Origin of the sequence: Bradyrhizobium zhengyangense (assembly GCF_022012555.1) — a bacterium.
GTDB classification, from domain to species: Bacteria; Pseudomonadota; Alphaproteobacteria; order Rhizobiales; family Xanthobacteraceae; genus Bradyrhizobium; species Bradyrhizobium zhengyangense.
The window spans coordinates 286,020-307,453 of record NZ_JAKLTZ010000002.1 but is presented as its reverse complement, the minus strand read 5'-3'; the positions used below and the strand labels follow the sequence as shown (position 1 = coordinate 307,453).

Here is a 21,434-nt window from a genome sequence, read left to right as displayed (position 1 = left end):
TCCGGACATTGGACAATTTGTCCAATGTTGCACTGCGGGATGTTGGGTCAAACAGGGCGAGATTGGCTGGCGTTTCGCCGGGCGGTCGGCTTTGGTTTTCAGGACGTTAAGGGCGCACGCATGGCGACGGCACAGACCCCCGCAATGGCGGATATCCACTCGGGCGAGCACGGCCACGACCAGGCCAGTCCCGGCGAGATCGCCATCGGCGTCATCATCGGCCGCACCTCGGAGTTCTTCGACTTCTTCGTCTACGCCATCGCCTCGGTGATCGTGTTCCCGCGCCTGGTGTTCCCGTTCACGAGCGAGCTGACCGGCACCCTCTATTCCTTCATGATCTTCGCGCTGGCCTTCATCGCCCGGCCGATCGGGACCGTCATTTTCATGACGGTCGACCGCGAATACGGCAAGACGGCCAAGCTGGTCTCGGCGCTGTTCCTGCTCGGCACCGCCACCGTTGCGCTGGCGTTCCTGCCCGGCTATTCCGAGATCGGCGCGGCCGCGATCTGGCTGCTGGCGCTGGCGCGTCTCGCGCAGGGTCTGGCCTGGGGCGGCGCCTGGGACGGCATGGCCTCGCTGCTGGCGCTGAATGCGCCGGCCTCCCAGCGCGGCTGGTACGCGATGGTGCCGCAGCTCGGCGCGCCGCTCGGGCTGATCGTGGCGAGCGCGCTGTTTGCCTATTTCGCCGGCAACCTCTCGGCCGATGATTTCTTCGACTGGGGCTGGCGCTATCCGTTCTTCGTCGCTTTCGCCATCAACGTCGTGGCGCTGTTCGCGCGCCTGCGCATGGTGACGACTGAGGAATATGCCTCGCTGTTCGAGACCCGCGAACTGCAGCCCTCGCGCATCTCCGACACCGTTGCCCGTGAAGGTCACAACATCATGCTTGGCGCGTTCGCGCCGCTGGCGAGCTTCGCGCTGTTTCACATGGTCACGGTGTTCCCGCTGTCCTGGGTGTTCCTGTTCACCCGCGAAAGCCCGGTGCGCTTTCTGATCATCGAGATCGTCGCCGCCGTGTTCGGCGTAGCCGCAATCGTGGCATCCGGCATCATCGCCGACCGCGTCGGCCGCAAATCGCTGCTGATGGGATCGGCGATCGCAATCGCGATTTACAGCGGCTTTGCCCCACAACTGCTCGATGCCGGTGCGTTCGGCGAGACCATCTACATGGTGATCGGCTTCATCCTGCTCGGCCTCTCCTTTGGCCAGTCCTCGGGCGCGATCGCCTCGAACTTCAAGCAGATGTATCGCTACACGGCCTCCGCCCTGACCTCCGACATGGCCTGGCTGTTCGGCGCCGGCTTCGCGCCGCTGGTCGCGCTGCTGCTCGCCACCAATCTCGGCGTCATCGCCTCGGGCGCGTACCTGCTGTCCGGCGCGTTCTGGACCCTGCTCGCGCTCTGGCTCAGTGGCCAGCGGGAGGCGGGCGACATGGACGCGGGCGAATCGTCGAACTGACGGGAATAAAGTTCGAGCCGGACGATCCTGTTTGCGGACCGCAAGCAGGAGATCACATGAACGTCTGGTCGAATTCCGCCCCTAAGCGAAGCACTGCAAGCCTGGCTATTGCAATCGCGCTTCTGGGCGCTAGCGGCCCCGCTGGCGCGACCGGCAATGCCGCGCGAGGGCAGACACTCTACAAGGGCTGCGCCGACTGCCACTCGATCAACGAGAACGGCGTCGGGCCGATGCACAAGGGCGTGGTCGGGCGCAAGGCGGGCAGCGTCGCCGGCTACGATTACTCGCCCGATCTGAAGAACTCCGGCATCGTCTGGACCGAGGAAAACCTCGATAAATGGCTGACCGGGCCGCAGGCCATGGTGCCTGAGACCAAGATGTTCTTCGACGTGCCGGATGCGCAGGATCGCGCCGATATCATCGCGTATTTGAAGGAGAAGGCGAAGTAGAGCGGCGCCTCAGTCCGTCACGATCTTCACGCGGTCGCGGACCTTCACCTGCGCGGTGCGGTCGAGCCCGTTCAGCACGCGGAAGCGTTCGGCGGGATGATCGACGCCGGCCATGCGGTGGGACAGCGATTCCACGGTGTCGCCAGGCTGCACGGTGATCACCTTGATACGCAGCGGACGTGCGGCCTGGATCTCCTCGAGGGTCAGGCGGCGGAATGAATTGACGGTCTCGCGCGCATTGCGCTCGCTCTCGGTCGACTTCTGCCGCGTGGCGAAGATGAAGCGATAGACGTCGCTGCCGAAGCGCAGCGCATAGACCTTGAACTGCCACTGGTCGCCCTTGGCGGTGGCGGACGCGGCCGGGAATCCGTTGATGGTCAGGTCTTCGGTGGAGGCCTTCTCGACGCCTTCCATCCAGCCGGAATTCAGATAGTCGCCGAGCGACTGTTCGGCCGGCACGCGCACGACGTCGAAGCGCATCGCCTGCGAGCCGCCCTCGCGCACGCCGATCACCGCCTGTGCGGTGTTGTCGAGCGTGAAATTATCAGGCGCCTGAAAGGTGAAGCCGAGCTTCGGATGCAGGAAACGCCGGCCGCGGACAAAGCCCTCGCTGGGGTCTTCGCCATAGACCAGGTTGTCGATCGCGGCGAGATAGCTCTCGCGGTCGCGCTCGGCGCCCTCGGGCGCCACATATTGCCGTGCGATCATCTGCGCGTTCTGCACGCGTTCGGGCGTTGCCGGATGGGACGAGGTGAAATCCTGCGCGCGCGGATCGAGCGAGCTCTTGCCGGCTTTGAGTTCGGCATTGCGCTCCATCGCCGAGAGGAAGCGGGCCGCACCATAGGGATCGAAATGCGCCTTGGCGGAGATGCCGACGCCGATGCCGTCAGCCTCGAATTCCTGATTGCGCGAAAAGCTCGCCATGGTGAGCTTGGTCTTGGCGAGCGCGAGCGCGGTCAGATCAGGGTCGGTGCTCATGTCGGTGACGACACGGGTGACGATCGCGGCCTGGCGGGCCTGGTCCTCGCGCATCGCGGCGTGCTTGGACAGCACATGCGCCATCTCGTGGCTGAGCACGGAGGACAATTCGGAGGTGTCACTGGCCAGCGCCAGCAGGCCGCGGGTTACGTAGAGCTGGCCGTTCGGCAGCGCGAAGGCGTTCACAGCGCCGGAATTGAGGATGGTGACCTTGTAGCCCTGATCAGGGCGATCGGAGGCGGCAACGAGGCGGTCGACAGTCTTGCTGACCAGTGATTCGAGCCGGGGGTCGTCGTAAGTGCCGCCATAGCTCGCCAGGATGCGCTCGTGTTCCTTTTCGGTAGCGGGGGTCTGGGCGACAGCCGGTTTCGGCTTGGGCATCGCCACGGTTGCCGGGGTCGCTGCCGTCTGGAACCGGCCCATATCGCCACAACCGGCCAGGCCCGTGCCCAGCAGCAGGCAAAGCGCTGCCGGCGCAGCCCGAAGGCGGCGTGCTTCGCCCTTCTTGTGCTGTTCTAGCACCCCATTCACGTCGCTTAACCCGTGCCCGGCCCTATCTTAAGGCCTTACCCCAATAGGCTCGTTTGCGCCCAGCAATTCAACCTGTCCCAAGAGACGTACGTCGATACGCGGCCCCACAGTCCCCTCAACCCAGCCCCGAACGCGGATACGACGATTTTCCAGGGACTTAAGGGTCATTCCGGCGTTTTCGAACGCCGGCAGATTGCGCTTTGAAATAGTCGCCGCAAAGCCGTGTGTCCAGTTCCGTCCGAAGTTGAGGTAGGTCATTGCCCCAGCTTGCCGGACCGACAGGACTTTGCCCTCGACCACCATAAAGCGCCCGATCCCGGCCAAAATATCGTCCGGACTTTCCGCGTTTTTTATGGCCGACGGGTCAGCCCAGCTGCCCTTTTTTTGGCGCCGCGCCTCAGCCTCCGACGCCATCAGGGCAGCAGCACAATCCTTGTCGGAGATTTCGGCCGAGACGAGGGCATCGCCCTGGGCGAGAAGCATCGATTGAACCGAGATGTCGCTCTCGCCGATGAATACCAATGCGTCCTGGCGACCATAGCGGTCGGGTGTGTCATCGGTGCCGCGCAGGACGACATCGCGGCCGACGAGCAGCGAGGTCAGCGCCTGCCTGGTCGTTGCCGTCGCCTCGACGCCGGTGAGACGGACTTCGCGGCCGTCATCGAGACGCACGCTGTGAGCATCGGTGACCGCCGCGACCCGGCCCTCGCCTTGTGCTTCGAATTGGCACGGCGTCGCGAACGCGGGGTGACCGGCGAAGAGAAACAATCCGACGATAAGGTGAAGCCGTTGCGTCACGAGACCCGGAGAGGTTGCGTTGTGCTCTAGCTTTACCCCAAGTGTATTGGGTCGCGAAGACGTTTCCTCACCCTCCGTCATTGCGAGGAGCGAAGCGACGAAGCAATCCAGAGTCTCTCCGCGGTGGGATTCTGGATTGCTTCGCTTCCGCCGTCGCTCTTCGAGCTATGGACAAGGCGCTCGCAATGACGTGGAGACATTTGTTCGCATCCCACCATTCCGCTTTGCGGAAAACACGCGCGCCAATCGTGCTCTCGTGACGCGCCTCGCGCTTGCTGCGCTCTCGCGCATGCGGCATGATTGCGGGAATAGCAAGATCAAGCCGCCATTCAGAGCAAGGCGATCAAGGGAGGTTGTTTTCAATGAAGTCGATTTTGTCGGGCATTTTTGCCGCCGCGTTTGCCCTCAGCGCGAGCGCTGTGCAGGCCCAGGACAAGCCTCCCCTCAAGATCGGCGGCATCCTCGACATGTCGAGCCTCTATGCCGACATCACCGGCCCCGGCAGCGAGACCGCAGCCAAGATGGCGGTGAAAGATTTCGGCGGCGAGGTGCTCGGACGCAAGATCCAGGTGCTGGCGGCCGACCATCAGAACAAGGCCGACCTCTCCGCCAACATCGCGCGCGACATGCTCGACAATCAGGGCGTCGAGATGATCTACGACGTCGCGGCCTCCGCGACCGCGCTTGCCGCTGGTGAGATCGCGAAGGCGCGTAACAAGATCATCATCTTCAACGGCCCGGGCTCGATCCGTCTCAGCAACGAGGCCTGCGGGCCCACCACGATCCACTACGTGTTCGACACCTATGGGCAGGCCAATGTGACCGGCCTCGCAGCCGTGAAGTCGGGCCTCGACACCTGGTTCTTCCTCACCGCCGACTATGCCTTCGGCCAGGATCTGGAGAAGGACACCAGCGCCGTCGTCACCAAGACCGGCGGCAAGGTGCTCGGAAGCGTGCGCCATCCGCTCAACACGTCGGATTTCTCGTCGTTCCTGCTTCAGGCGCAGGCCTCGAAGGCCAAGGTGATCGGGCTCGCCAATGCCGGCGGCGACACCGTCAATGCCATCAAGCAGTCGGCCGAGTTCGGCATCATGAAGGGCGGCCAGAAGGTCTCGCCGCTGCTGGCCTTCGTCACTGACATCGACTCGATCGGGCTTGAGACCGCGCAGGGCCTGCTACTGGCCGAAGCCTTCTACTGGGACATGAACGACGAGACGCGCGCCTTCTCGAAGCGCTTTCAGGAGCGCGTCAAGCGGCCGCCGACCTCGGCGCAGGCCGGCGTCTATTCCTCCGTCATGCACTATCTGAAGGCGGTGAAGACGGCGGGCACGACGGATGCGGCCGCGGTGATGAAGGTGATGAAGGACACGCCGATCAACGACTTCTTCGCTCATAACGGCAAGATCCGCGAGGACGGCCGCATGGTGCACGACATGTACCTGTTCGAGGTCAAGAAGCCGTCGGAATCGAAAGGCCGCTGGGACGACTACAAGCTGCTCGCCACCGTGCCCGGCAGCGAAGCGTTCCAGTCGCTGGAGCAATCGCGCTGTCCGCTGGTGAAGAAATAGTCACCGTCATTGCGAGGAGCGCAGCGACGAAGCAATCCAGACTGCCTCCGCAGAAGCATTCCTGGATTGCTTCGCTTCGCTCGCAATGACGAGTGTGGTAACAGCCCGGTCAAACAAACAACAAGGGAGACGCCCCATGAACGACATGGTCCTGCAAAAGCTCGAAGGCGCGCTGCTCACCATCACCATGAACCGGCCGGAGCGGAAGAATGCGCTCAATCCCGAGATGGTCGCAGGGCTGGTCGAGGCGGCGCGGCACGCGGCCGACGATCCCGAGGTGCGCGCGGTGCTGTTCAAGGGCGCTGGCGGTTCGTTCTGCGTCGGCGGTGACGTCAAGTCGATGGCGGCCGGCCGCGCACCCCTGCCGTTCGAGCAGAAGCTTGCGAATCTCCGCCGCGGCATGGAGGTCTCGCGCATTTTGCACCAGATGCCGAAGCCTGTGGTGGCGCAGCTCGACGGCGCCGCGGCCGGCGCCGGTCTGTCGATGGCGCTGTCGTGCGATCTGCGTGTTGCCTCCGAATCCTGCAAGATCACGACCGCCTTCGCCAAGGTCGGCTTCTCCGGCGATTACGGCGGCACGTATTTCCTGACCCAGCTGCTCGGCAGCGCGCGGGCGCGCGAGCTCTATCTGACCTCGCCAGTGCTGACCGCCAGGGAAGCGCATGCGATCGGCATGGTGACCAGGGTCGTGCCCGACGCCGAGATCGACACTGCCGCGCACGAGCTCGCGATGTCGCTGGCGCAGGGGCCGTCGATCGCGCTCGGCTTCATCAAGCGTAACATCAACAACGCGGAGCATCTTCCGCTGGAGGATTGCTTCGACGGCGAGGCGATCCACCACACCCGCTGCAGCGACACCGAGGATCACAAGGAGGCCGCGAAGGCTTTCGTCGAGAAGCGCAAGCCGGCTTTCAAGGGCGCTTGACGATGGCGCCCTATATGCGGCTGCGGCAGATTTGTCTGGTCGCGCCGCAGCTCGCGCCTGTCATCTCAGATATTTCCGAGATCATGGGCCTTTCCGTCTGTTATCGCGACGGCAATGTCGCCAAATACGGCCTGGAGAACGCGCTGCTCCCGGTCGATACGATCCTGCTGGAGGTGGTCGCGCCGTTCAAGGACGGCACCACGGCCGGTCGCTTTATCGAGAAGACCGGCGGCCGCGGCGGCTACATGGCGATCTTCTGCTGCAACGATCCGGATGAGCGCGGCCGCAACGCCAACGCGCTTGGCGTGCGCACCGCCAACGTGATCGACCACGCGCCCTATCACGGCGTCCAGCTCCACCCCCGCGATTGCCGCGCGGCCTTTATCGAGTTCAACCACACCGAGGGCAGCGACGACATTTTGGGTGCCTATCCGCCGGCCGGGCCCGACTGGCAAGACTACATCCGCAAGGATGTGACGCAGGCGTTGACGGCGGTGGAGATGCAGAGCCCCGACCCTCACGGCCTGGCGACGCATTGGGGTAAGATCATCGGGGTTGCAGTTAGCGGCGACGCCGAATTGAAGCTGCCTAACGCAACCTTCCGTTTCGTGAAGGGCGCCAGCGAGATCATGAGCGCGCTGGAGTTTCGGGTCGCTGACGTCGCGGGCGTGCTGCATGCAGCCAGGGAAAAGGGGCTCGCAGTTGCGGGCAACGAATTCCTGCTGGGCGGCGTGACGTTCCGCGTTGGTTGATTTCAGGAATCCGTCACCCTGAGGTGCTCGCCTCTGCGGCGAGCCTCGAAGGGCGACGGCCACCAGGCCGGGCCGTTCATCCTTCGAGGCTTCCAGCACGGTGCTGTGCACCGCGCTGCTCGCACCTAGGATGACGGGTTGAGCTAGCCGCGAAGAGCCGTAGAGAGCGCAATCACCGCCCCTTAAAATTCGCCACGCGACGTTCTTCTGTCGCCTTCACGCCTTCCTTGAAATCCTCAGTCGCCCGCAGGCGGGTCTGTTCGGCGAGCTCGTGATTGGTCGCGGCCATCACGCGGTCAGCGAGGCCTGCGCGCATCGTGGCACGGGTGGAGAGCAGGCCGAGGGGCGAGCATTCTGCAATCTCGCCGGCGAGCTTCATCGCGGCCGCTTTGACCTGATCCTGCGGCACCAGCTCGTTGGCGAGGCCCCACTTGTAGGCCTCTTCGCCGGTGACGCGGCGGCTGGTGTAGAACATCAGCTCGGCGTTGTTCTTGCCGATCAGCTCAGGCAGCGTCGTCGTCAGGCCGAAGCCGGGATGGAAACCGAGCTTGGTGAAGTTCGCGGAGAAGCGCGCTTCGGGGCAGGTGACGCGGAAGTCCGCTGAAACGGCAAGCCCGAGGCCGCCCCCAATGGCCGCGCCCTGCACGGCGGCAACGATCGGTTTCTTGGCGCGGAAGATGCGCACGGCCTGGATGTAGAGATGGTTGATCGGGCCGAGACTGTCGGCCGGGTCGCCCTTGGCCTTTTTCTCGGCCTCCTGCGCTTCCTGCGCCTGCCGCGCGGGATCGCCAAAATTGGCGCCGGCACAGAACGCCTTGCCTTGCGCGGAGAGAACGGAGGCTCGGATCTCGATATCGCGGTCGAACTCATCGAGCGCATCGGCAATCTGGTTGATCAGCGAGATGTCGAAGAAGTTCAGCGGCGGGCGGCGGATTTCGATGGTGCCGACGTGCCCGACCTTCTCGACGCCGATATCTTTGTAGGTGCTCATGATGTCCTCGAAGGTTTAGCGCAGGCCCAATCCGCGGGCGATGATGCCGCGTAGCACCTCGGTGGTGCCGCCCTGGATGGTGAGTTTCGGTGCGGTCTTGATGGCGAAATCGAGCTGCCGCTCCAGCGTCTCGCGATTGGTCGCAGTCTCCTCGACGAAGGCGGCGAGATCACGCACGCGGTGCGGAAGTTGCTGCTCCCAGACCGTGCCAATGTCCTTGACGATGGAAGCCTCGACCACTGGCTCCTTGCCGGCTTGCAGCATGCCCGCAACGGACACCGACATGCGCCGCATGGTGTGGAGCTGCGCCACGAGCCGGCCGATGCCTTCGGCGCTGCGCGTGTCCGGATTGGGGCCGACCGCGCGGACCAGCTCGGTCAGCACGTAATAGGTTTCGAGGAAGCGCTCCGGACCCGAACGCTCATAGGCGAGCTCCGATGTCGCCTGCTTCCAGGCGCCGTCGACCTCACCGAGCACGTGATCGTCTGGGACGAAGAAGTCGGTGAAGACCACCTCGTTGAACTCGTACTGGCCGGTGATCTGGCCGATCGGGTTCACCTTGATGCCCGGCTGCTTCATCTTGACCAGAAACTGGGTCAGGCCGTGGCGGCGATTTTCCTTGGTCGGCGGCGAGGTGCGGAAGATCGCGATCATGTAGTCGGCGATGTGCGCCGACGAGGTCCAGATCTTGGTGCCGTTGATGAGGTAGCCGCCGTCGGTCTTTGTCGCGCGCGTCTTCGCAGCGAACAGGTCCGAGCCGGAGTTGGGCTCGCTCATGCCAATCGCAAAGCAGATCTCGCCGCGGCAGATGCGCGGAAGGATGTCCATCTTGATATGTTCAGGCGCGTATTTCAGCAGCACCGGCCCGCTCTGGCGGTCGGCGACGAAGAAGCGCCGCGTCGGCGCATTGGCGACGCGCATCTCCTCGGTCACCACGTAGCGCTCGAGGAAGGAGCGCTCCTGGCCGCCATATTTCTTCGGCCAGGTCATGCCGAGCCAGCCCCTGGCGCCGACCTTGCGGGAAAATTCCGGCACGTCGGTGTCTTCGCGGTTGGGCTTGTGCGGATCGAAGGTGCCGGCGGCGATCTCCTCTGCGAGGAAGGCGCGCACTTCCTTGCGCAACTGCTCGCACTTCTCGGGCAAGCGGATCGGATCGAAACGAAGCGCAGCGGTCATGTGTCTCGGTCCTTGTTAGCGCGAAGCCACGAGCGGCCACAATTCGTCGGCGCCACGGCTCGCGACCAGCTTGCCGAGCTCGACGGCCCAGTAGCTTTCCGAGCCGAAATCGTCGCGCCAAGCCAGCGCACGTAGCGAAAAGCGGTGCAGGATGTGCTCGATGGTGAAGCCGATCGCGCCGTGGACCTGGTGCGCGATGCCCCCGCCCTTTTCCGCAGCTTCCGCGCAGCGGATCTTTGCCGCGGCGGCTTCGAGATAGACTTCGTCGTCGAAGCTCTTCGCGTTCGCGATGGCGTCGGCCGCCGATGTCGCGGCAGCAAGCGCAGCGGCTGATTCGCCGGCGAGACGCGCGAGATTGTGCTGCACCGCCTGGAATTTCGAGATCTTCTTCTCGAAGGCGACGCGTTCGTTGGAATAGCGCACGGAGATATCGAGCATCGATTCCAGCGCGCCCGCAATCTGCAGGCTGCGCACGACGCCGCCCATCAGCATCAGATTGGTCTGGTCGACGCCAGACGCGGCCTTGATGGTGATAGGCTGGACCTTGTCGAGCGTCACGGTATCGCTGTGGTCGTAGCCGACATTGAGGCCGGACTCTGTTCGCGCCTTGCTCGCATCCACAAGTGCAACCGCGACACCGTCCTTGCCATGCGCCAGCACCGCAAAATGCTTGGCTGCTTTCGCAAAGGGCACGCCGCGGCAGCGGCCCGAGAGCGCGCCGTCGGCATCAACGGTGATGCGATCCTTCGGCGAGGCCGGCAGCACCGTCATCTCGCCTTCGGGCGAGGCAATCTTCGCCTGCGTCAGCAGCCAGCCCGCGAGCATGGTTTCTGCCAGGGGAACCGCGACAGCGAAGCGGCCGGCGGCGTTCAACAAGGCAAAACCGTCGGCGAGGCTGGCGCCGGAGCCGCCGAGATCGTCGGGCACCCAGGACAGAGGCAAACCGGCTTCGCTGAGCGCCTGCCACAGCGGCGCCTGCCATGAGCCCTTCTTGTCGTTGTTGATGGTCTGCGGATCGGCGAGATCGGCGAAGATTTTTTCCGCGGTCTCGACGACGATGTTGTCACTCTCCGCCACAGCGTTCCCCGTGTTTTGCCATTGGCGCGTCCTGCCCAAGGGGGCGGCGCGCGATCTCTTCTTGCGCCCGATGATCCGAAAAAGCCATGGCCCTGACAAGCGTTGATCGCAGGCCTATCTGCGGCGCCGGCATAGGCAAAAGGATCGATCTGGACTAATTCCGCTTAGCGGAGTTTGCTCGATTTGCAGCGCGCGGCAAACTCGCTAAACAAGGCGCCAGATTCAACACGGGGAAGGAAATCCGGATGGCCAAGGACAGTTTGTGCGCAATCGTGACAGGGTCCGCATCCGGCCTTGGTGCTGCGACCGCGGAAATTCTCGCAGCGACCGGAGCGCGGCTCGTCATCAACTATTCCTCGAGCCAGAAGGAAGCCGAGGCCACGGCGGAAGCGTGCCGCAAGGCCGGCGCTGCGGAAGTGCTGGTTGCGCAGGGCGATGTCTCGAAGGATGACGATTGCCGCGGAATCGTCGCGGCCGCGAGCGGCTGGGGCAAGCTCGACATCCTCGTCAACAATGCCGGCACCACCAAGCACGTCGCCCATGGCAATCTCGAAGGGCTCTCGGCGGAAGATTTCCAGCGGCTCTACGGCGTCAACACCATCGGCCCGTTCCAGATGGTGCGTGCGGCGCGCAGCCTGCTCGAGGCCGCTGCAAACGCGTCGGGGCGCCCATCGGCTGTAGTGAACATTTCCTCCGTCGCCGGCATCAGCGGCGTCGGCTCGTCGATCGCGTATGCTGCGAGCAAGGGCGCGCTCAACACGATGACGCTGTCGCTCTCGCGTGCGCTGGCGCCCTTGATCCGCGTCAACACGGTGTGCCCCGGCTATATCGACACGCCCTGGTTCACGAAAGGCCGCGGCGAGGAGCAGGCAAAACAGGTGCGCGACAGCGTGATCGCAAAGGTGCCGCTGAAGGTCGCCTCTTCAGCCGAGAACATCGCGCAGCTCGTCTGCTTCCTGGCGATGCCGGCCTCCAGCAACATGACCGGCGAGGTCGTGCGCATGGATGCGGGGATGCATTTGGTTACGTGATTGCGCACTCCGCTTGCGCCACCAACACAGTCGTCGTCCCGGCGCAGGCCGGGACGACGACGGAGTGTCAGGCGGTAGCGCGCCTCTTCCCCGCGCTCAAGCACTACCCCTTGATCACGCCGCTCGCGACCAGCCGGTGCCAGATGAACAGCACCACCACCGCGCCGATGGTGGCCATGATGAATCCTGCGCCCTGATCCGGGCCGTAATGGCCGATGGCCTGGCCAATGAAGGTCGCCAGAAACGCGCCGACGATGCCGAGGATGGTGGTGAGGATGAAACCGCTCGGGTTGTTCGGTCCCGGCGCCAGGAAACGCGCGATGAGGCCGGCGATGAAGCCGACGATGATGATCCACAACAGGCCGCCCATGCTCATGTCAGTGCTCCCCTTGCCGCGTAGGCGTCGATTCAACTTCAGCTAAATTCGTCCTGACAGCTCGTTCTCGGTCGGCAGCCGTCCGTCCGGCGTCAAATGATCGACCACCTGCGGCAGGTACTGGCTGAGGCCGGAGAGCAGTTCGTCGCGTGACAGGCCGCTTTGCGCCGACAGGCTCTGGATCTGGTCAGCGCCGAGCGCATTGGCGAGATCGCCGGGTGCGATCGGCTTGTTCTCGCCCTTGCCGACCCAGGTATTCGCGGTTTCGCCATGGCCGCCCTGCTGGAGCTGGTTGAGGAGATCGCCGAGGCCGCCGCTGAGCACGGAGCCGGCCGCGCCGCCCGCGAGCAGGCCGCCGAGGCCGCCCTTGAGGACATCACCGAGGCCACCGCCGCCGCCGAGAGCACCGCCAAGACCTCCGCCAAGACCACCACCAGGTCCCGCATTCACGGGCGGGGGCACGGGAGTCGGTGCCGATTGTGGTGCTGCGTTCGGCTGGCCTGCGGTCATATGCTTGAATGCCTTCCAGGCGAGCAGGCCGAGGATCGCCATGGTCATCGGTGACATGCCGCCGGAGGATGATTGTGAGCTCGGCGTGCTCGGGCCGCGCGGTCCGTTCTGCATGCCGTTGAGGACATCGAGTAGACCCATGGTGCTCTCCTTTGGCGTTCTCGTTCAGCGAGCTCTCGCCGCTGACAGCGCCCCCGGAGCGAAAACATATGGGGCTCTGATGACGGTTACAAGGCAGATGCTCCTTGGCTGCAATGGGCAGGCGGCCTCGCCTGCGCTTGCCGGCTCTGCTATCGAAAGCCGGTCATTCAGGGAGCAAGTCAGGTGGGGACGGATCGACCGATCGTGGTGGCAGGCGCGGGCGCCATCGGCTGTTTTGTCGGCGGCATGCTGGCGGCTGCCGATCGCCGGGTCGCGCTGCTGGTGCGACCACGGGTGAAGACCGAGATCGAGCGGTTCGGCCTGCGGCTGACGGATTTCGACGGCGCCGAGACGAAGCTGGGTGCCGGCCGGGTAGCGCTGTCGGAGGATCCTGCGATCTTCCACAGCGCGGGCATCGTGCTTGTCACGGTCAAGAGCGCCGACACGGCTGATATCGCGGATCAGATCGCGCAGCACGCGCCGCAGGATGCCGTGATCGTGTCGTTGCAGAATGGCGTCGGCAACGTTGCCATTTTGAACGAGCGTCTCGGCGGACGGCGTGTGCTCGCCGGCATGGTGCCGTTCAACGTGGTCGCGATGGGCGAGGGGCGTTTCCACCGCTCGACCTCGGGCGACATCATTGTCGGCGAAGACGTGGAGAACACGGCGGCGGCGCTCTCGGTATCCGGTCTCACAATGCGTGGCAGCCGCGACATCACAGGCGTGCAATGGGGCAAGCTGATCATCAATCTGAACAACGCGCTCAGCGCGCTGTCCGACATGCCGCTCGCGGCCCAACTGGCAAGCCGTGACTGGCGACGGCTGTTCGCGGACCAGATGGCTGAGGGCCTCGCCGTGCTCAAGGCCGCCGGCATCACGCCGGCCTCGGCGACACCGATCCCGCCGAACTGGATGCCGACCTTGCTGCGATTGCCCGACATGGTCTTCAACGCAATCCTGGGGCGCACGATGAAGATCGATCCGCAGGCGCGCTCCTCGATGTGGCAGGATCTGAAGCAGGGCCGCAAGACCGAGATCGACTATCTCCAGGGCGCGGTCATCGCGCTCGCCGAGCAGAACAACGTCAATGTGCCGCTGATGCGCCGCATTGTTGCGCTGATCAAGGAGGTGGAAACGTCAGGCAAAGGCCCGCCGCGCCTTTCGCCGCAGCAAATTCGCGGTGTGGCTTGACCGCAGATGGAGGAACCGATGAGGCGTTGTCTTTTAATGGGGCTTGCGCTGGTCTCGCTCTGCGAGGCGTCGACGCTCGCTCACGCGAGGCCGCCGACTGTCATGAACTCTCCTGGCTATGACGCGCGCCTGCAGGAGAGCCGCAAGGCGCTCGAGAATTCACAGACGCCGACAACACCCACGACTGCCCCAGCCGCTGCACCGAAGCGCAGCAAGAAGAAGCACGCGAACTGAAGCAGCGCACTCCATTGTCGCCCTGAATCGGCGCTCCGCCCCGGACAACGCTACGCGTTGCCAAGGCTCGCATGTCCGGGATGACAGCGCAGTGCGCGGTGGCTATCTCAGCCCTTCTTCGCCGGCTTGCTGGGTGTCGGGTTGAACAGCTTCTTCAACTCGCTCAAACCTTCCGACAGGCGTGGCCATTCGCAGGAGAACGAGCCCTTGGTGCAGGGCGCGCCTTTCTGTCGCAACACTTTCGGCCGCTCGACAGGAACGGGCACGCGCTCGACCTCGGTTCGCAGCGCGACTTGCTGAAGCTGCTGCGCTTGCTGTTCCTGCTGCTCGCGCTGCTGTCGCGCCGTCGCCTGTGCCGCTTCATTGCTGCGGCGCTGATCGGCGAGATAGGCGGTGTAGGACTCGTCGATCTTCTTCTGCTCTTCCGGCGTCGGATTGGGGCCTGCGATGTCGAAGCTGCGGTCCTGGAGGAAGTCGTAATAGGTGTAGCCGCCGCCTGCCTTGCGCCGGCCCGCGAACTTTGCATTGCAGTCGGCAAGTGCTGCGGTCTTTTCGGCCTTGCTTGCGGATTTTTCGGCGGCGTCGGCGCATTCCTCGAAATCGACAGGCGCGCGCTTCCACCATTGCGCGTGGGCATGCGGCAACGCCAGCAGAAAAACTCCTGCTGCGGCAACGAGGAACGGCGCCGCGCGACGCGATGCAACCACAATCGACATTCTACGAGAGCATTCCTTGCAAAACTCAACCCAAACTGAGTCGTGGCCGATTTTTGCCTCTTTCTCGCCGGCTTGTCACCCATGGAACCGGGGAATTTCATGGCTGGGCTGCTGACATTTTTTGCTTGACGTGGCTCGGGAGTCACAGCCGCCCGGCACATGATGCGCATAGAATTTTATCGGTTTGATGCGACAGGGACATGTTCGCCATGAGAGCGCTGAGCTGGATGGCCGCAATCGCTTTGGTGATGGTTTGCGGCCGCGCGCCGGCCGCGGAGGACGAGGTCCCTAACGACAAGCCGGTAAAGGTCGTGGCCGATGCGCGGCTCTCGGTTGGCGGCCAGGGACTACTGCCGCTTTATCTCTCCAGCGACTGGTCGATGCCGCTGCCTGCGATCTCGCGCGCCGTCATCGTGCTGCATGGCCGCCTGCGCAATGCGGACGAATATTACATCTCTGCCCATGCCGCGCAGGTCGCTGCCGGCGACGACGGCAGGAGTGCGCTCATGATCGTGCCGCAGTTCCTGGCGCAGGTCGATATCGACGCGCACAAGCTGCCCGCCGACATGCTGCGCTGGTCGCTGGCGGGATGGGAGGGCGGCGATGCCGCGCTCGCGCCGCATCCGGTTTCTTCCTTCGATGCGCTCGATGCGATCCTGGCAACACTCGCCGACCGGCGCATCTTCCCGAACCTGAAGCAGGTCGTGATTTCAGGCCATTCCGGCGGCGGCCAGGTCGCGCAACGCTACGCCATCGCCGGTAAGGGCGAGGCGGCACTATCGCGTCAGCATATCGACGTTCGCTACGTCGTCGCCAATCCGTCGTCCTATGCTTATTTCAGCGGCGAACGGCCGGTGCCGGCGATTGCCGCGTCCTGCCAGGGCTACAATGTCTGGAAATACGGCATGGACGGGCGGCCGCCTTATCTGGCGGACGCGACTCCGGCCGCGCTGGAGCAGCGCTATGTCGAGCGTGACGTCATCTATCTGCTCGGCGCGCTCGACACCAAGCCCGCGGCGGACAAGAGCTGCATGGGCGAGGCGCAAGGCCCCAATCGCTACGCCCGCGGTCATGCCTATGCCGATGCGATGGCCAAGCGCGGTCACGGCACGCCCAATCACAGGGTGTGGGACGTCGCCGGCGTCGGGCATGACGGCGACAAGATGCTGACCTCCAAATGCGGCCTCGCCGCGCTGTTCGATATCCCGGGCTGCGGCGCAGAGCGTTGATCTGGACGTCTTGAAGGCAGATGCTTGAAGGCGGATGCTTGAAGGGTGGCCTCCGGCTGTTACTCTTCGTTTTGCGACGCGCTTCGCTCTGAGGCGACGCCAAGAACACGAAGTGGAAACGCCCGATGCTGCTGCCCCTATCCGATGTGCCGCGCTGGTATGCGCAACGCAAACCAGAGGGCACGATCGCCGTCCAGCATGGGCAGGACAGGCTGACATGGGACCAACTCGAGCGCGGTGCCAACAGGCGCGCGCGGGCGTTTGCAGCCAAGGGCGTCAAGCCCGGCGACTTTGTCGCGATCGGATTGCCAAACGGCAACGCTTTTTTCGAGACCACGTTTGCGGTGTGGAAATGCGGGGCAACGCCGACCTCGCTGTCATGGCGGCTGCCGCGCGGCGAAGCCGCAGCCGTGCTCGACATCCTGAAGCCGGCGCTGGTGGTCGGCGGCGAAGCCGACTGGAACGCACCGAACCGGCTGCCCGCGGAATTCGCGCCGGACGGTTTCTCCGACGAGCAGATCGATCCGCCGGTGGCGCGCTACTGGAAGGCCATGACCTCAGGCGGCTCGACCGGCCGCCCAAAGGTGATCCTCGATCACAATCCTGCGGTGACCGACACGGCGGCAGCGCCGGCGCTCAACATGCCGTTCGGCGCCTCACTGCTTAATCCGGGCCCGCTCTATCACAATGCGCCATTCATCGTATCGCACTATGCGCTGTTCGGCGGCGGCAAGCTCACCGGCCTCGTCAAGTTCGACGCCGAGGAGACGCTGCGGCAGATTGAACGCGAGCGCGTGCAATGGGTCAATTTCGTCCCGACCATGATGCACCGGATCTGGGCGCTGCCGGAGAGCGTGCGCAATGCCTATGACGTGTCGAGCCTTCAGACCGTGTTTCACATGGCAGCTCCCATGCCGCCTTGGCTGAAGGAGAACTGGATCGCCTGGCTTGGGCCGGAGAGGGTGTGGGAGCTCTATGGCGGCACCGAGCGGCAGGGCGCCTGCATCATATCAGGCACGGAATGGCTGACGCACAAGGGCTCGGTCGGCAAGATCGGCGAGACGGCGAAGCTCCGCATTATCGGCGAGGACGGCAACGACGTCGCGACGGGCGAGACCGGCGAGATCTACTTCCTCAACAATGACGGCAAGGATGCCACCTATCACTATCTCGGCGCCGAGCCGAAGCGTCGCGCCGACGGCTGGGAATCGCTCGGCGATATCGGTCGGCTGGACGCCGAGGGCTATCTCTATCTCGGCGACCGTCTCGCCGACATGGTGCTGCGCGGCGGCGCCAATATCTATCCGGCCGAGGTCGAGGCCGCCGTTTCCGAATGTCCGGGCGTGCGCTCCTGCGTGGTGGTGGGCTTGCCAGATCCGGAGCTCGGCCAACGCGTCCATGCGATCATCGAGCCGGAGGGGAGCGCGGATGGCCAGGCCATTGCGGACGGCATGGCGGACTTTTTGAAAGATCGGCTCAGCCGCTACAAGCACCCGGAGAGCTTTGAGGTCGTCGACGCACCGCCGCGAGACGATTCCGGCAAGGTCCGCCGCACGCTGTTGCGCGACGAGCGCGCGGCGTGGATGAAGGAAGGGCGCGCCTTCCGCATCATGCCGGCAAAGGCGCGGGCGCACGCCGAATAAGACATCACAAGGGCCAAACTCCATGGCGATTACGATCGCAGCGAACAGCGTGCCGAAACCGCCCGCCGATATCATCGAGGGCTTTCGGAATGCGCCGACCTCGATCATTTCCGACAATCTCAGCCGGCTGCCGGGCGCGGTCGGGTTCAAGCCCTATCCTCGCAGCGGCAAGCTGGTGGGCGCGGCCTTCACGGTGCGCACCCGGCCCGGTGGCAATCTCGCCATCCACCGCGCGCTCGAGCTGGTCGGCCCCGGCGAGATCAACGTGCCCGTGACCGTCGGCGGCAGCGTGATCTCGCCCGGCGACATCGTGGTCGGCGACGGGGACGGCGTGGTGTCGTTTCCCGCCGCCGGCGCCGCGACCCTGCTGGAGGCGGTGCGTGTCCAGTCAAGCGCGAGGACGACACACTGAAGGCGATCCGCGAGGGCCGTTATCAGGGGGCTTACGGGAAGTCCTGATCGGCAGCTTGTTGTTGAGCGGAGGGCTTCCGATTCGGCCCTCGCTTTGATATGTACACCTCCAGGCAACCTGCCTTATCGGTGGGTTCCGCGGTCCCGTAGCTCAGCCGGATAGAGCGGCGGTTTCCTAAACCGTAGGTCGCATGTTCGAGTCATGCCGGGATCGCCATTACGGCTTCAGGACGCTTGTGAGAAAGCGTGATGTCGCCTCATGCACGTCAGGCCGATTGAGGATGGTGTGCACGTTTGCGTCCACGACGAGGACCGCTGCGTGCGGATTTCCCTTCAGCGCACCACCGCAGTCGCCAGTGACGGCGTAGTCCTTGTTCCAGGGATTGCTCGGCGAGAAATAGGGATCACGCGCAGAGATCGCGTTGAAGACCGGCTCCTCGGGGCCGAAGCCCGGACGTGGACGATCGACAAAGTAGTTTGCCTCGCACGACCACGAATAGATGAGTCGCGCCGTGCTGACTGGACCTGCATAGCGGCTCACTGCGACCGAACCCTCGCTGGTGCCGGCGATCACGATCCGGGCGGGTCCACCCAGGCCCACGATTTGGAGGCGTTCAGCGCATACTCGAGTTCGGCAAGGCGTAGCGTGTGAACGCGTTCATAAATATCGACCGAGACCGGCGACGTGTAGGTCAGCCGATCTGGAATCGCCAGGCTGTCGGGTGCAACCGAGGCGAGCCCGAGCGCGTCGGCAAGCCAGATCTGGAAATCCTTGATGGCAGGTGCGACGCCGCTCGATCCATGCAACAGCACGACCAACGGCGCCTTACCAGCGACCTCGGGAGCCGTTGAGGCGAGGCCCTGCCAGCGGTGGCCGCCAGCCATTGCCGCCGGCAGGACGAGGCTGGCTCCTGCCCAAGTGGCCGCAAGATTTTCCGGGGTCGGTTCGAGCGTCTTGCCCTTGATGTCTCCCGGCTGGTCAGCAGCGAGTGCCGCCGCTGCTGTTAGAACTGATGCGAGGCAGGCGACCAGGCCCTGCCACATGGTGCCTCTCCCGATTGAAACCATCTCGAAGCTTAGCCCCTCATCGTGAACCGCTTTGACTCGTGATCCCAGCGGGAAATGATAGCGGTCCAGGTGCGTGTACGAAAGCTGGACCTCATGGCCTTCCTCTTCGCGCGAGGCGCCGAAGGCGGATCGCAGAACGAACGGGCACTAAGCGCAGTTGATTTGCTTCGCCGGTGTGAAAATTGCTAACAGAGGCGACCGGGCTGGAAGTGCACCTCTCAGCCCGGTCGATGTTTGCCTGATCCGGAGATGACGATGCCTTTCGATTTGATCCTGCGCGGCGGGCGGGTGATCGACCCCTCCCAGAAGCTCGATGCCGTGACGGATGTCGCATTTTCGGGTGGCAAGGTCGCCGCGGTCGGCTCCGGGCTTAAGGCGGATCCAGCGACCGAAGTACGCGACGTCTCGCAGTTCATCGTGACCCCCGGGCTGATCGATCTCCACACCCATGTCTATTGGGGCGGCACCTCGCTCGGCATCGATGCCGAAGAGTTCTGCCGTAAATCCGGCGTCACAACGTCGGTCGACACCGGCAGCGCCGGTCCCGGCAATTTTGCAGGCTTCCGTAAGCATGTGATCGAGCCGAGCCAGGTCCGCATTCTCGCGTATTTGCACGTCTCCCATGCCGGCATTTTCGGCTTCTCGCACCGGATCATGGTCGGCGAGAGCGAGGAATTGCGGCTGATGAACCCGATCGAAGCGGCCAAGGTGGCGGACGCGAACCGCGACGTCATCGTCGGCATCAAGGTGCGGGTAGGGCTGCATTCCTCGGGCACCTCGGGTGCTGTGCCGCTCGATATCGCGGTTCAGGTTGCCGATGAGGTCGGCATGCCCCTGATGGCGCATATCGACCATCCGCCGCCGACCTATGAAGAGGTGCTCGCCCGCCTGCGTCCGGGCGATGTGCTCACCCATGCATTCCGGCCTTTCCCGAATTCGCCGGCGACTGCGCAGGGTACGGTGAAGAAGGCGGTGCTGGACGCGCGCGAGCGCGGCGTGCTGTTCGACATCGGCCACGGCAAGGGCTCGTTCGCGTTCAAGACCGCGCGTGCCATGCTCGCCAACGGCTTCTATCCTGATACCATCTCCTCCGACATCCATCAGCTCTGTATCGACGGCCCGGCCTTCGACCAGGTGACGACCATGTCGAAATTCCTGTGCATGGGCATGTCGCTGTCGGAGGTGATCAAGGCGTCGACCGAGAATGCCGCGATGGCGCTGCGGCGGCCCGAGCTCGGCAGCCTCAAGCCCGGCAGCGTCGGCGATGCCACGCTGATTTCGGTGAAGCAAGGCCAGTTCGACTATGAGGACGTCGTCGGCGAGCATCTCATCGGCGACAGGAAGATTGTCTCCGAAGGCGTCGTCATCGGCGGCCGCTGGTGGCATCCGAACTGAGCGCGCGCATCAGTCGCGTCCCGCCTCCATGATCGCCTTCGCGAGGCGCGCCGGATCGGAGAAGCACAGCTCGTGGCTGCCCGCCACCTGCACCAGGCGGAACAGGCCGAGCTTTTCCGAAAGCCGCGGATGCCAGCCATGGCTGTGCGGCAGCGCGGTGTCCTCGGTGCAGTTGATATAGGACTTCGCCAGCTGCATCTCGGCCGGATTCGCCTTCAGTGCGATCTTGTCGCTGAAGGTCGCAAGCGGGTGCGGATTGAGAATGTCATAGGCTTTTTGTGCCAGCGCGAGATCGGCATCGTTGATGAATGCCTCGCGCCAGATCGGGAACGGCAGCACCACCGAGCCATCGCCGCGTTCGGCCGCGATGGCATCGAACAGCCCGACATAGTGCGGCGGCACCATGTCGTTGAGGCTTTCGCCGTTGTTGGGCACGAAGGCATTCCAGTAGACCAGCCGCCGGATGCGATCGGCGGCGAGGTCTGCAACTCCGGTGATGACCATGCCCCCATAGGAATGGCCGACCAGAATGACGTCCTTGAGGTTGTTTTCGGCAAGGTAATCGGCGATCGACTGGATCGCCTCCTTCAGCCCCGTCGTCTTGGCGTCGCCCGGGCGGTTGCCTTTGATGGTGGGCGTGTAGACCTGATGGCCATGGGCGCGGATCGGCGCTGCGACGGGCTCGAACTCGACACCGGTGTGCCAGGCGCCATGGACGAGAACGTAGGTCGACATGTTGTAGCTCCCTCGGAAGACTGGTTAGATCGGTACGAGCTGGGTCTTTTG

The 21,434-nt window shown here is 64.2% G+C and carries 22 protein-coding genes, 1 tRNA gene and 1 pseudogene; 13 read left to right on the top strand and 11 right to left on the bottom strand.

Annotation, left to right across the window (positions count from 1 at the left end):
- The first annotated feature begins 120 nt into the window (after positions 1–120).
- Together L6639_RS06735 and L6639_RS06730 are read left to right on the top strand one after the other, a co-directional pair.
- Complete coding sequence (locus L6639_RS06735) at positions 121–1,458, top strand: MFS transporter (RefSeq protein ID WP_237860034.1); 1,338 nt, start codon at positions 121–123, stop codon at positions 1,456–1,458.
- A gap of 56 nt (positions 1,459–1,514) precedes the next feature.
- The gene (locus tag L6639_RS06730; RefSeq protein WP_237860031.1) at positions 1,515–1,907 is read left to right on the top strand and encodes a c-type cytochrome; all 393 of its coding nucleotides are present in this window, start codon (positions 1,515–1,517) and stop codon (positions 1,905–1,907) included.
- Positions 1,908–1,916: 9 nt separating this feature from the next.
- On the opposite strand, the gene L6639_RS06725 is transcribed toward L6639_RS06730, so the two are convergent.
- Together L6639_RS06725 and L6639_RS06720 are read right to left on the bottom strand one after the other, a co-directional pair.
- Positions 1,917–3,416, bottom strand: coding sequence for a M48 family metalloprotease (locus tag L6639_RS06725; RefSeq protein WP_465251686.1), 1,500 nt, complete (start codon positions 3,414–3,416; stop codon positions 1,917–1,919).
- A 27-nt stretch (positions 3,417–3,443) separates the two neighbouring features.
- Positions 3,444–4,295 carry a thermonuclease family protein gene (locus L6639_RS06720; RefSeq protein WP_237860029.1) on the bottom strand — a complete coding sequence of 284 codons (852 nt, stop codon included), beginning with the start codon at positions 4,293–4,295 and terminating at the stop codon, positions 3,444–3,446.
- 281 nt (positions 4,296–4,576) lie between these two features.
- Here L6639_RS06720 and L6639_RS06715 point away from each other — a divergent pair, with 281 nt between their 5' ends.
- The 3 genes from L6639_RS06715 (at position 4,577) to L6639_RS06705 (ending at position 7,459) form a co-directional block, all read left to right on the top strand.
- Positions 4,577–5,782 carry an ABC transporter substrate-binding protein gene (locus L6639_RS06715; protein WP_237860027.1) on the top strand — a complete coding sequence of 402 codons (1,206 nt, stop codon included), beginning with the start codon at positions 4,577–4,579 and terminating at the stop codon, positions 5,780–5,782.
- Positions 5,783–5,918: 136 nt separating this feature from the next.
- Entirely contained in the window at positions 5,919–6,707 is a 789-nt protein-coding gene (locus L6639_RS06710) for an enoyl-CoA hydratase (protein ID WP_237860025.1), read from the top strand.
- A 2-nt stretch (positions 6,708–6,709) separates the two neighbouring features.
- Complete coding sequence (locus L6639_RS06705) at positions 6,710–7,459, top strand: VOC family protein (RefSeq protein WP_237860023.1); 750 nt, start codon at positions 6,710–6,712, stop codon at positions 7,457–7,459.
- Between the two features lie 172 nt (positions 7,460–7,631).
- Here L6639_RS06705 and L6639_RS06700 read toward each other — a convergent pair whose 3' ends face one another.
- Genes L6639_RS06700 through L6639_RS06690 form a run of 3 tightly spaced genes read right to left on the bottom strand, consistent with a single transcriptional unit; the run spans position 7,632 to position 10,703 of the window.
- Positions 7,632–8,450, bottom strand: a complete 819-nt coding sequence (locus L6639_RS06700; protein WP_237860021.1) for an enoyl-CoA hydratase/isomerase family protein — start codon at positions 8,448–8,450, stop codon at positions 7,632–7,634.
- 15 nt (positions 8,451–8,465) lie between these two features.
- Complete coding sequence (locus tag L6639_RS06695) at positions 8,466–9,626, bottom strand: acyl-CoA dehydrogenase family protein (protein ID WP_237860018.1); 1,161 nt, start codon at positions 9,624–9,626, stop codon at positions 8,466–8,468.
- Between the two features lie 15 nt (positions 9,627–9,641).
- A complete protein-coding gene (locus L6639_RS06690; RefSeq protein ID WP_237860016.1) occupies positions 9,642–10,703 on the bottom strand; it encodes an acyl-CoA dehydrogenase family protein in 1,062 nt (353 codons plus the stop codon).
- A gap of 245 nt (positions 10,704–10,948) precedes the next feature.
- On the opposite strand from L6639_RS06690, the gene L6639_RS06685 reads away from it, so the two are divergent.
- Positions 10,949–11,734: an SDR family NAD(P)-dependent oxidoreductase gene (locus L6639_RS06685; protein ID WP_237860014.1), complete on the top strand. Its 786-nt coding sequence runs from the start codon at positions 10,949–10,951 to the stop codon at positions 11,732–11,734.
- A 103-nt stretch (positions 11,735–11,837) separates the two neighbouring features.
- Here L6639_RS06685 and L6639_RS06680 read toward each other — a convergent pair whose 3' ends face one another.
- Positions 11,838–12,110 carry a GlsB/YeaQ/YmgE family stress response membrane protein gene (locus tag L6639_RS06680; RefSeq protein ID WP_206733196.1) on the bottom strand — a complete coding sequence of 91 codons (273 nt, stop codon included), beginning with the start codon at positions 12,108–12,110 and terminating at the stop codon, positions 11,838–11,840.
- A 42-nt stretch (positions 12,111–12,152) separates the two neighbouring features.
- On the bottom strand, positions 12,153–12,761 hold the full coding sequence (locus L6639_RS06675) for a YidB family protein (RefSeq protein WP_237860012.1): 609 nt from the start codon (positions 12,759–12,761) through the stop codon (positions 12,153–12,155).
- A 183-nt stretch (positions 12,762–12,944) separates the two neighbouring features.
- Between L6639_RS06675 and L6639_RS06670 the strand changes: the two genes are divergently transcribed.
- Complete coding sequence (locus tag L6639_RS06670; RefSeq protein ID WP_237860010.1) at positions 12,945–13,952, top strand: 2-dehydropantoate 2-reductase; 1,008 nt, start codon at positions 12,945–12,947, stop codon at positions 13,950–13,952.
- An 18-nt stretch (positions 13,953–13,970) separates the two neighbouring features.
- The gene (locus tag L6639_RS06665; protein ID WP_237860008.1) at positions 13,971–14,186 is read left to right on the top strand and encodes a hypothetical protein; all 216 of its coding nucleotides are present in this window, start codon (positions 13,971–13,973) and stop codon (positions 14,184–14,186) included.
- 107 nt (positions 14,187–14,293) lie between these two features.
- Here L6639_RS06665 and L6639_RS06660 read toward each other — a convergent pair whose 3' ends face one another.
- Complete coding sequence (locus L6639_RS06660) at positions 14,294–14,902, bottom strand: hypothetical protein (protein WP_237860006.1); 609 nt, start codon at positions 14,900–14,902, stop codon at positions 14,294–14,296.
- A gap of 209 nt (positions 14,903–15,111) precedes the next feature.
- Here L6639_RS06660 and L6639_RS06655 point away from each other — a divergent pair, with 209 nt between their 5' ends.
- The 4 genes and pseudogenes from L6639_RS06655 (at position 15,112) to L6639_RS06640 (ending at position 18,402) form a co-directional block, all read left to right on the top strand.
- Positions 15,112–16,131, top strand: a complete 1,020-nt coding sequence (locus tag L6639_RS06655; RefSeq protein ID WP_237861295.1) for an alpha/beta hydrolase — start codon at positions 15,112–15,114, stop codon at positions 16,129–16,131.
- A gap of 125 nt (positions 16,132–16,256) precedes the next feature.
- Entirely contained in the window at positions 16,257–17,774 is a 1,518-nt protein-coding gene (locus L6639_RS06650) for an AMP-binding protein (RefSeq protein WP_237860004.1), read from the top strand.
- A gap of 22 nt (positions 17,775–17,796) precedes the next feature.
- A pseudogene (locus L6639_RS06645) lies at positions 17,797–18,233 on the top strand (RraA family protein).
- A gap of 92 nt (positions 18,234–18,325) precedes the next feature.
- Positions 18,326–18,402 (top strand) — tRNA-Arg (locus L6639_RS06640).
- Here the strand turns inward: L6639_RS06640 and L6639_RS43250 are convergent.
- Positions 18,403–18,759, bottom strand: a complete 357-nt coding sequence (locus tag L6639_RS43250; RefSeq protein ID WP_338076527.1) for a hypothetical protein — start codon at positions 18,757–18,759, stop codon at positions 18,403–18,405.
- Complete coding sequence (locus tag L6639_RS43245) at positions 18,756–19,229, bottom strand: dienelactone hydrolase family protein (RefSeq protein ID WP_338076526.1); 474 nt, start codon at positions 19,227–19,229, stop codon at positions 18,756–18,758. The genes L6639_RS43250 and L6639_RS43245 overlap by 4 nt, the downstream gene beginning before the upstream one ends.
- Positions 19,230–19,508: 279 nt before the next feature.
- Here L6639_RS43245 and L6639_RS06630 point away from each other — a divergent pair, with 279 nt between their 5' ends.
- Positions 19,509–20,648, top strand: a complete 1,140-nt coding sequence (locus tag L6639_RS06630; protein ID WP_237860002.1) for an amidohydrolase/deacetylase family metallohydrolase — start codon at positions 19,509–19,511, stop codon at positions 20,646–20,648.
- Positions 20,649–20,657: 9 nt separating this feature from the next.
- On the opposite strand, the gene L6639_RS06625 is transcribed toward L6639_RS06630, so the two are convergent.
- On the bottom strand, positions 20,658–21,383 hold the full coding sequence (locus tag L6639_RS06625) for an alpha/beta hydrolase (protein WP_237859999.1): 726 nt from the start codon (positions 21,381–21,383) through the stop codon (positions 20,658–20,660).
- Positions 21,384–21,434 lie beyond the last annotated feature (51 nt).

Coding starts and splice junctions, on each gene's coding strand:
- L6639_RS06735 (WP_237860034.1), top strand. CDS start 121: ATGGCGACGGCACAGACCCCCGCAATGGCGGATATCCACTCGGGCGAG.
- L6639_RS06730 (WP_237860031.1), top strand. CDS start 1,515: ATGAACGTCTGGTCGAATTCCGCCCCTAAGCGAAGCACTGCAAGCCTG.
- L6639_RS06720 (WP_237860029.1), bottom strand. CDS start 4,295: ATGACGGAGGGTGAGGAAACGTCTTCGCGACCCAATACACTTGGGGTA.
- L6639_RS06715 (WP_237860027.1), top strand. CDS start 4,577: ATGAAGTCGATTTTGTCGGGCATTTTTGCCGCCGCGTTTGCCCTCAGC.
- L6639_RS06710 (WP_237860025.1), top strand. CDS start 5,919: ATGAACGACATGGTCCTGCAAAAGCTCGAAGGCGCGCTGCTCACCATC.
- L6639_RS06705 (WP_237860023.1), top strand. CDS start 6,710: ATGGCGCCCTATATGCGGCTGCGGCAGATTTGTCTGGTCGCGCCGCAG.
- L6639_RS06700 (WP_237860021.1), bottom strand. CDS start 8,450: ATGAGCACCTACAAAGATATCGGCGTCGAGAAGGTCGGGCACGTCGGC.
- L6639_RS06695 (WP_237860018.1), bottom strand. CDS start 9,626: ATGACCGCTGCGCTTCGTTTCGATCCGATCCGCTTGCCCGAGAAGTGC.
- L6639_RS06685 (WP_237860014.1), top strand. CDS start 10,949: ATGGCCAAGGACAGTTTGTGCGCAATCGTGACAGGGTCCGCATCCGGC.
- L6639_RS06680 (WP_206733196.1), bottom strand. CDS start 12,110: ATGAGCATGGGCGGCCTGTTGTGGATCATCATCGTCGGCTTCATCGCC.
- L6639_RS06675 (WP_237860012.1), bottom strand. CDS start 12,761: ATGGGTCTACTCGATGTCCTCAACGGCATGCAGAACGGACCGCGCGGC.
- L6639_RS06665 (WP_237860008.1), top strand. CDS start 13,971: ATGAGGCGTTGTCTTTTAATGGGGCTTGCGCTGGTCTCGCTCTGCGAG.
- L6639_RS06660 (WP_237860006.1), bottom strand. CDS start 14,902: ATGTCGATTGTGGTTGCATCGCGTCGCGCGGCGCCGTTCCTCGTTGCC.
- L6639_RS06655 (WP_237861295.1), top strand. CDS start 15,112: ATGAGAGCGCTGAGCTGGATGGCCGCAATCGCTTTGGTGATGGTTTGC.
- L6639_RS06650 (WP_237860004.1), top strand. CDS start 16,257: ATGCTGCTGCCCCTATCCGATGTGCCGCGCTGGTATGCGCAACGCAAA.
- L6639_RS43245 (WP_338076526.1), bottom strand. CDS start 19,229: ATGTGGCAGGGCCTGGTCGCCTGCCTCGCATCAGTTCTAACAGCAGCG.
- L6639_RS06630 (WP_237860002.1), top strand. CDS start 19,509: ATGCCTTTCGATTTGATCCTGCGCGGCGGGCGGGTGATCGACCCCTCC.
- L6639_RS06625 (WP_237859999.1), bottom strand. CDS start 21,383: ATGTCGACCTACGTTCTCGTCCATGGCGCCTGGCACACCGGTGTCGAG.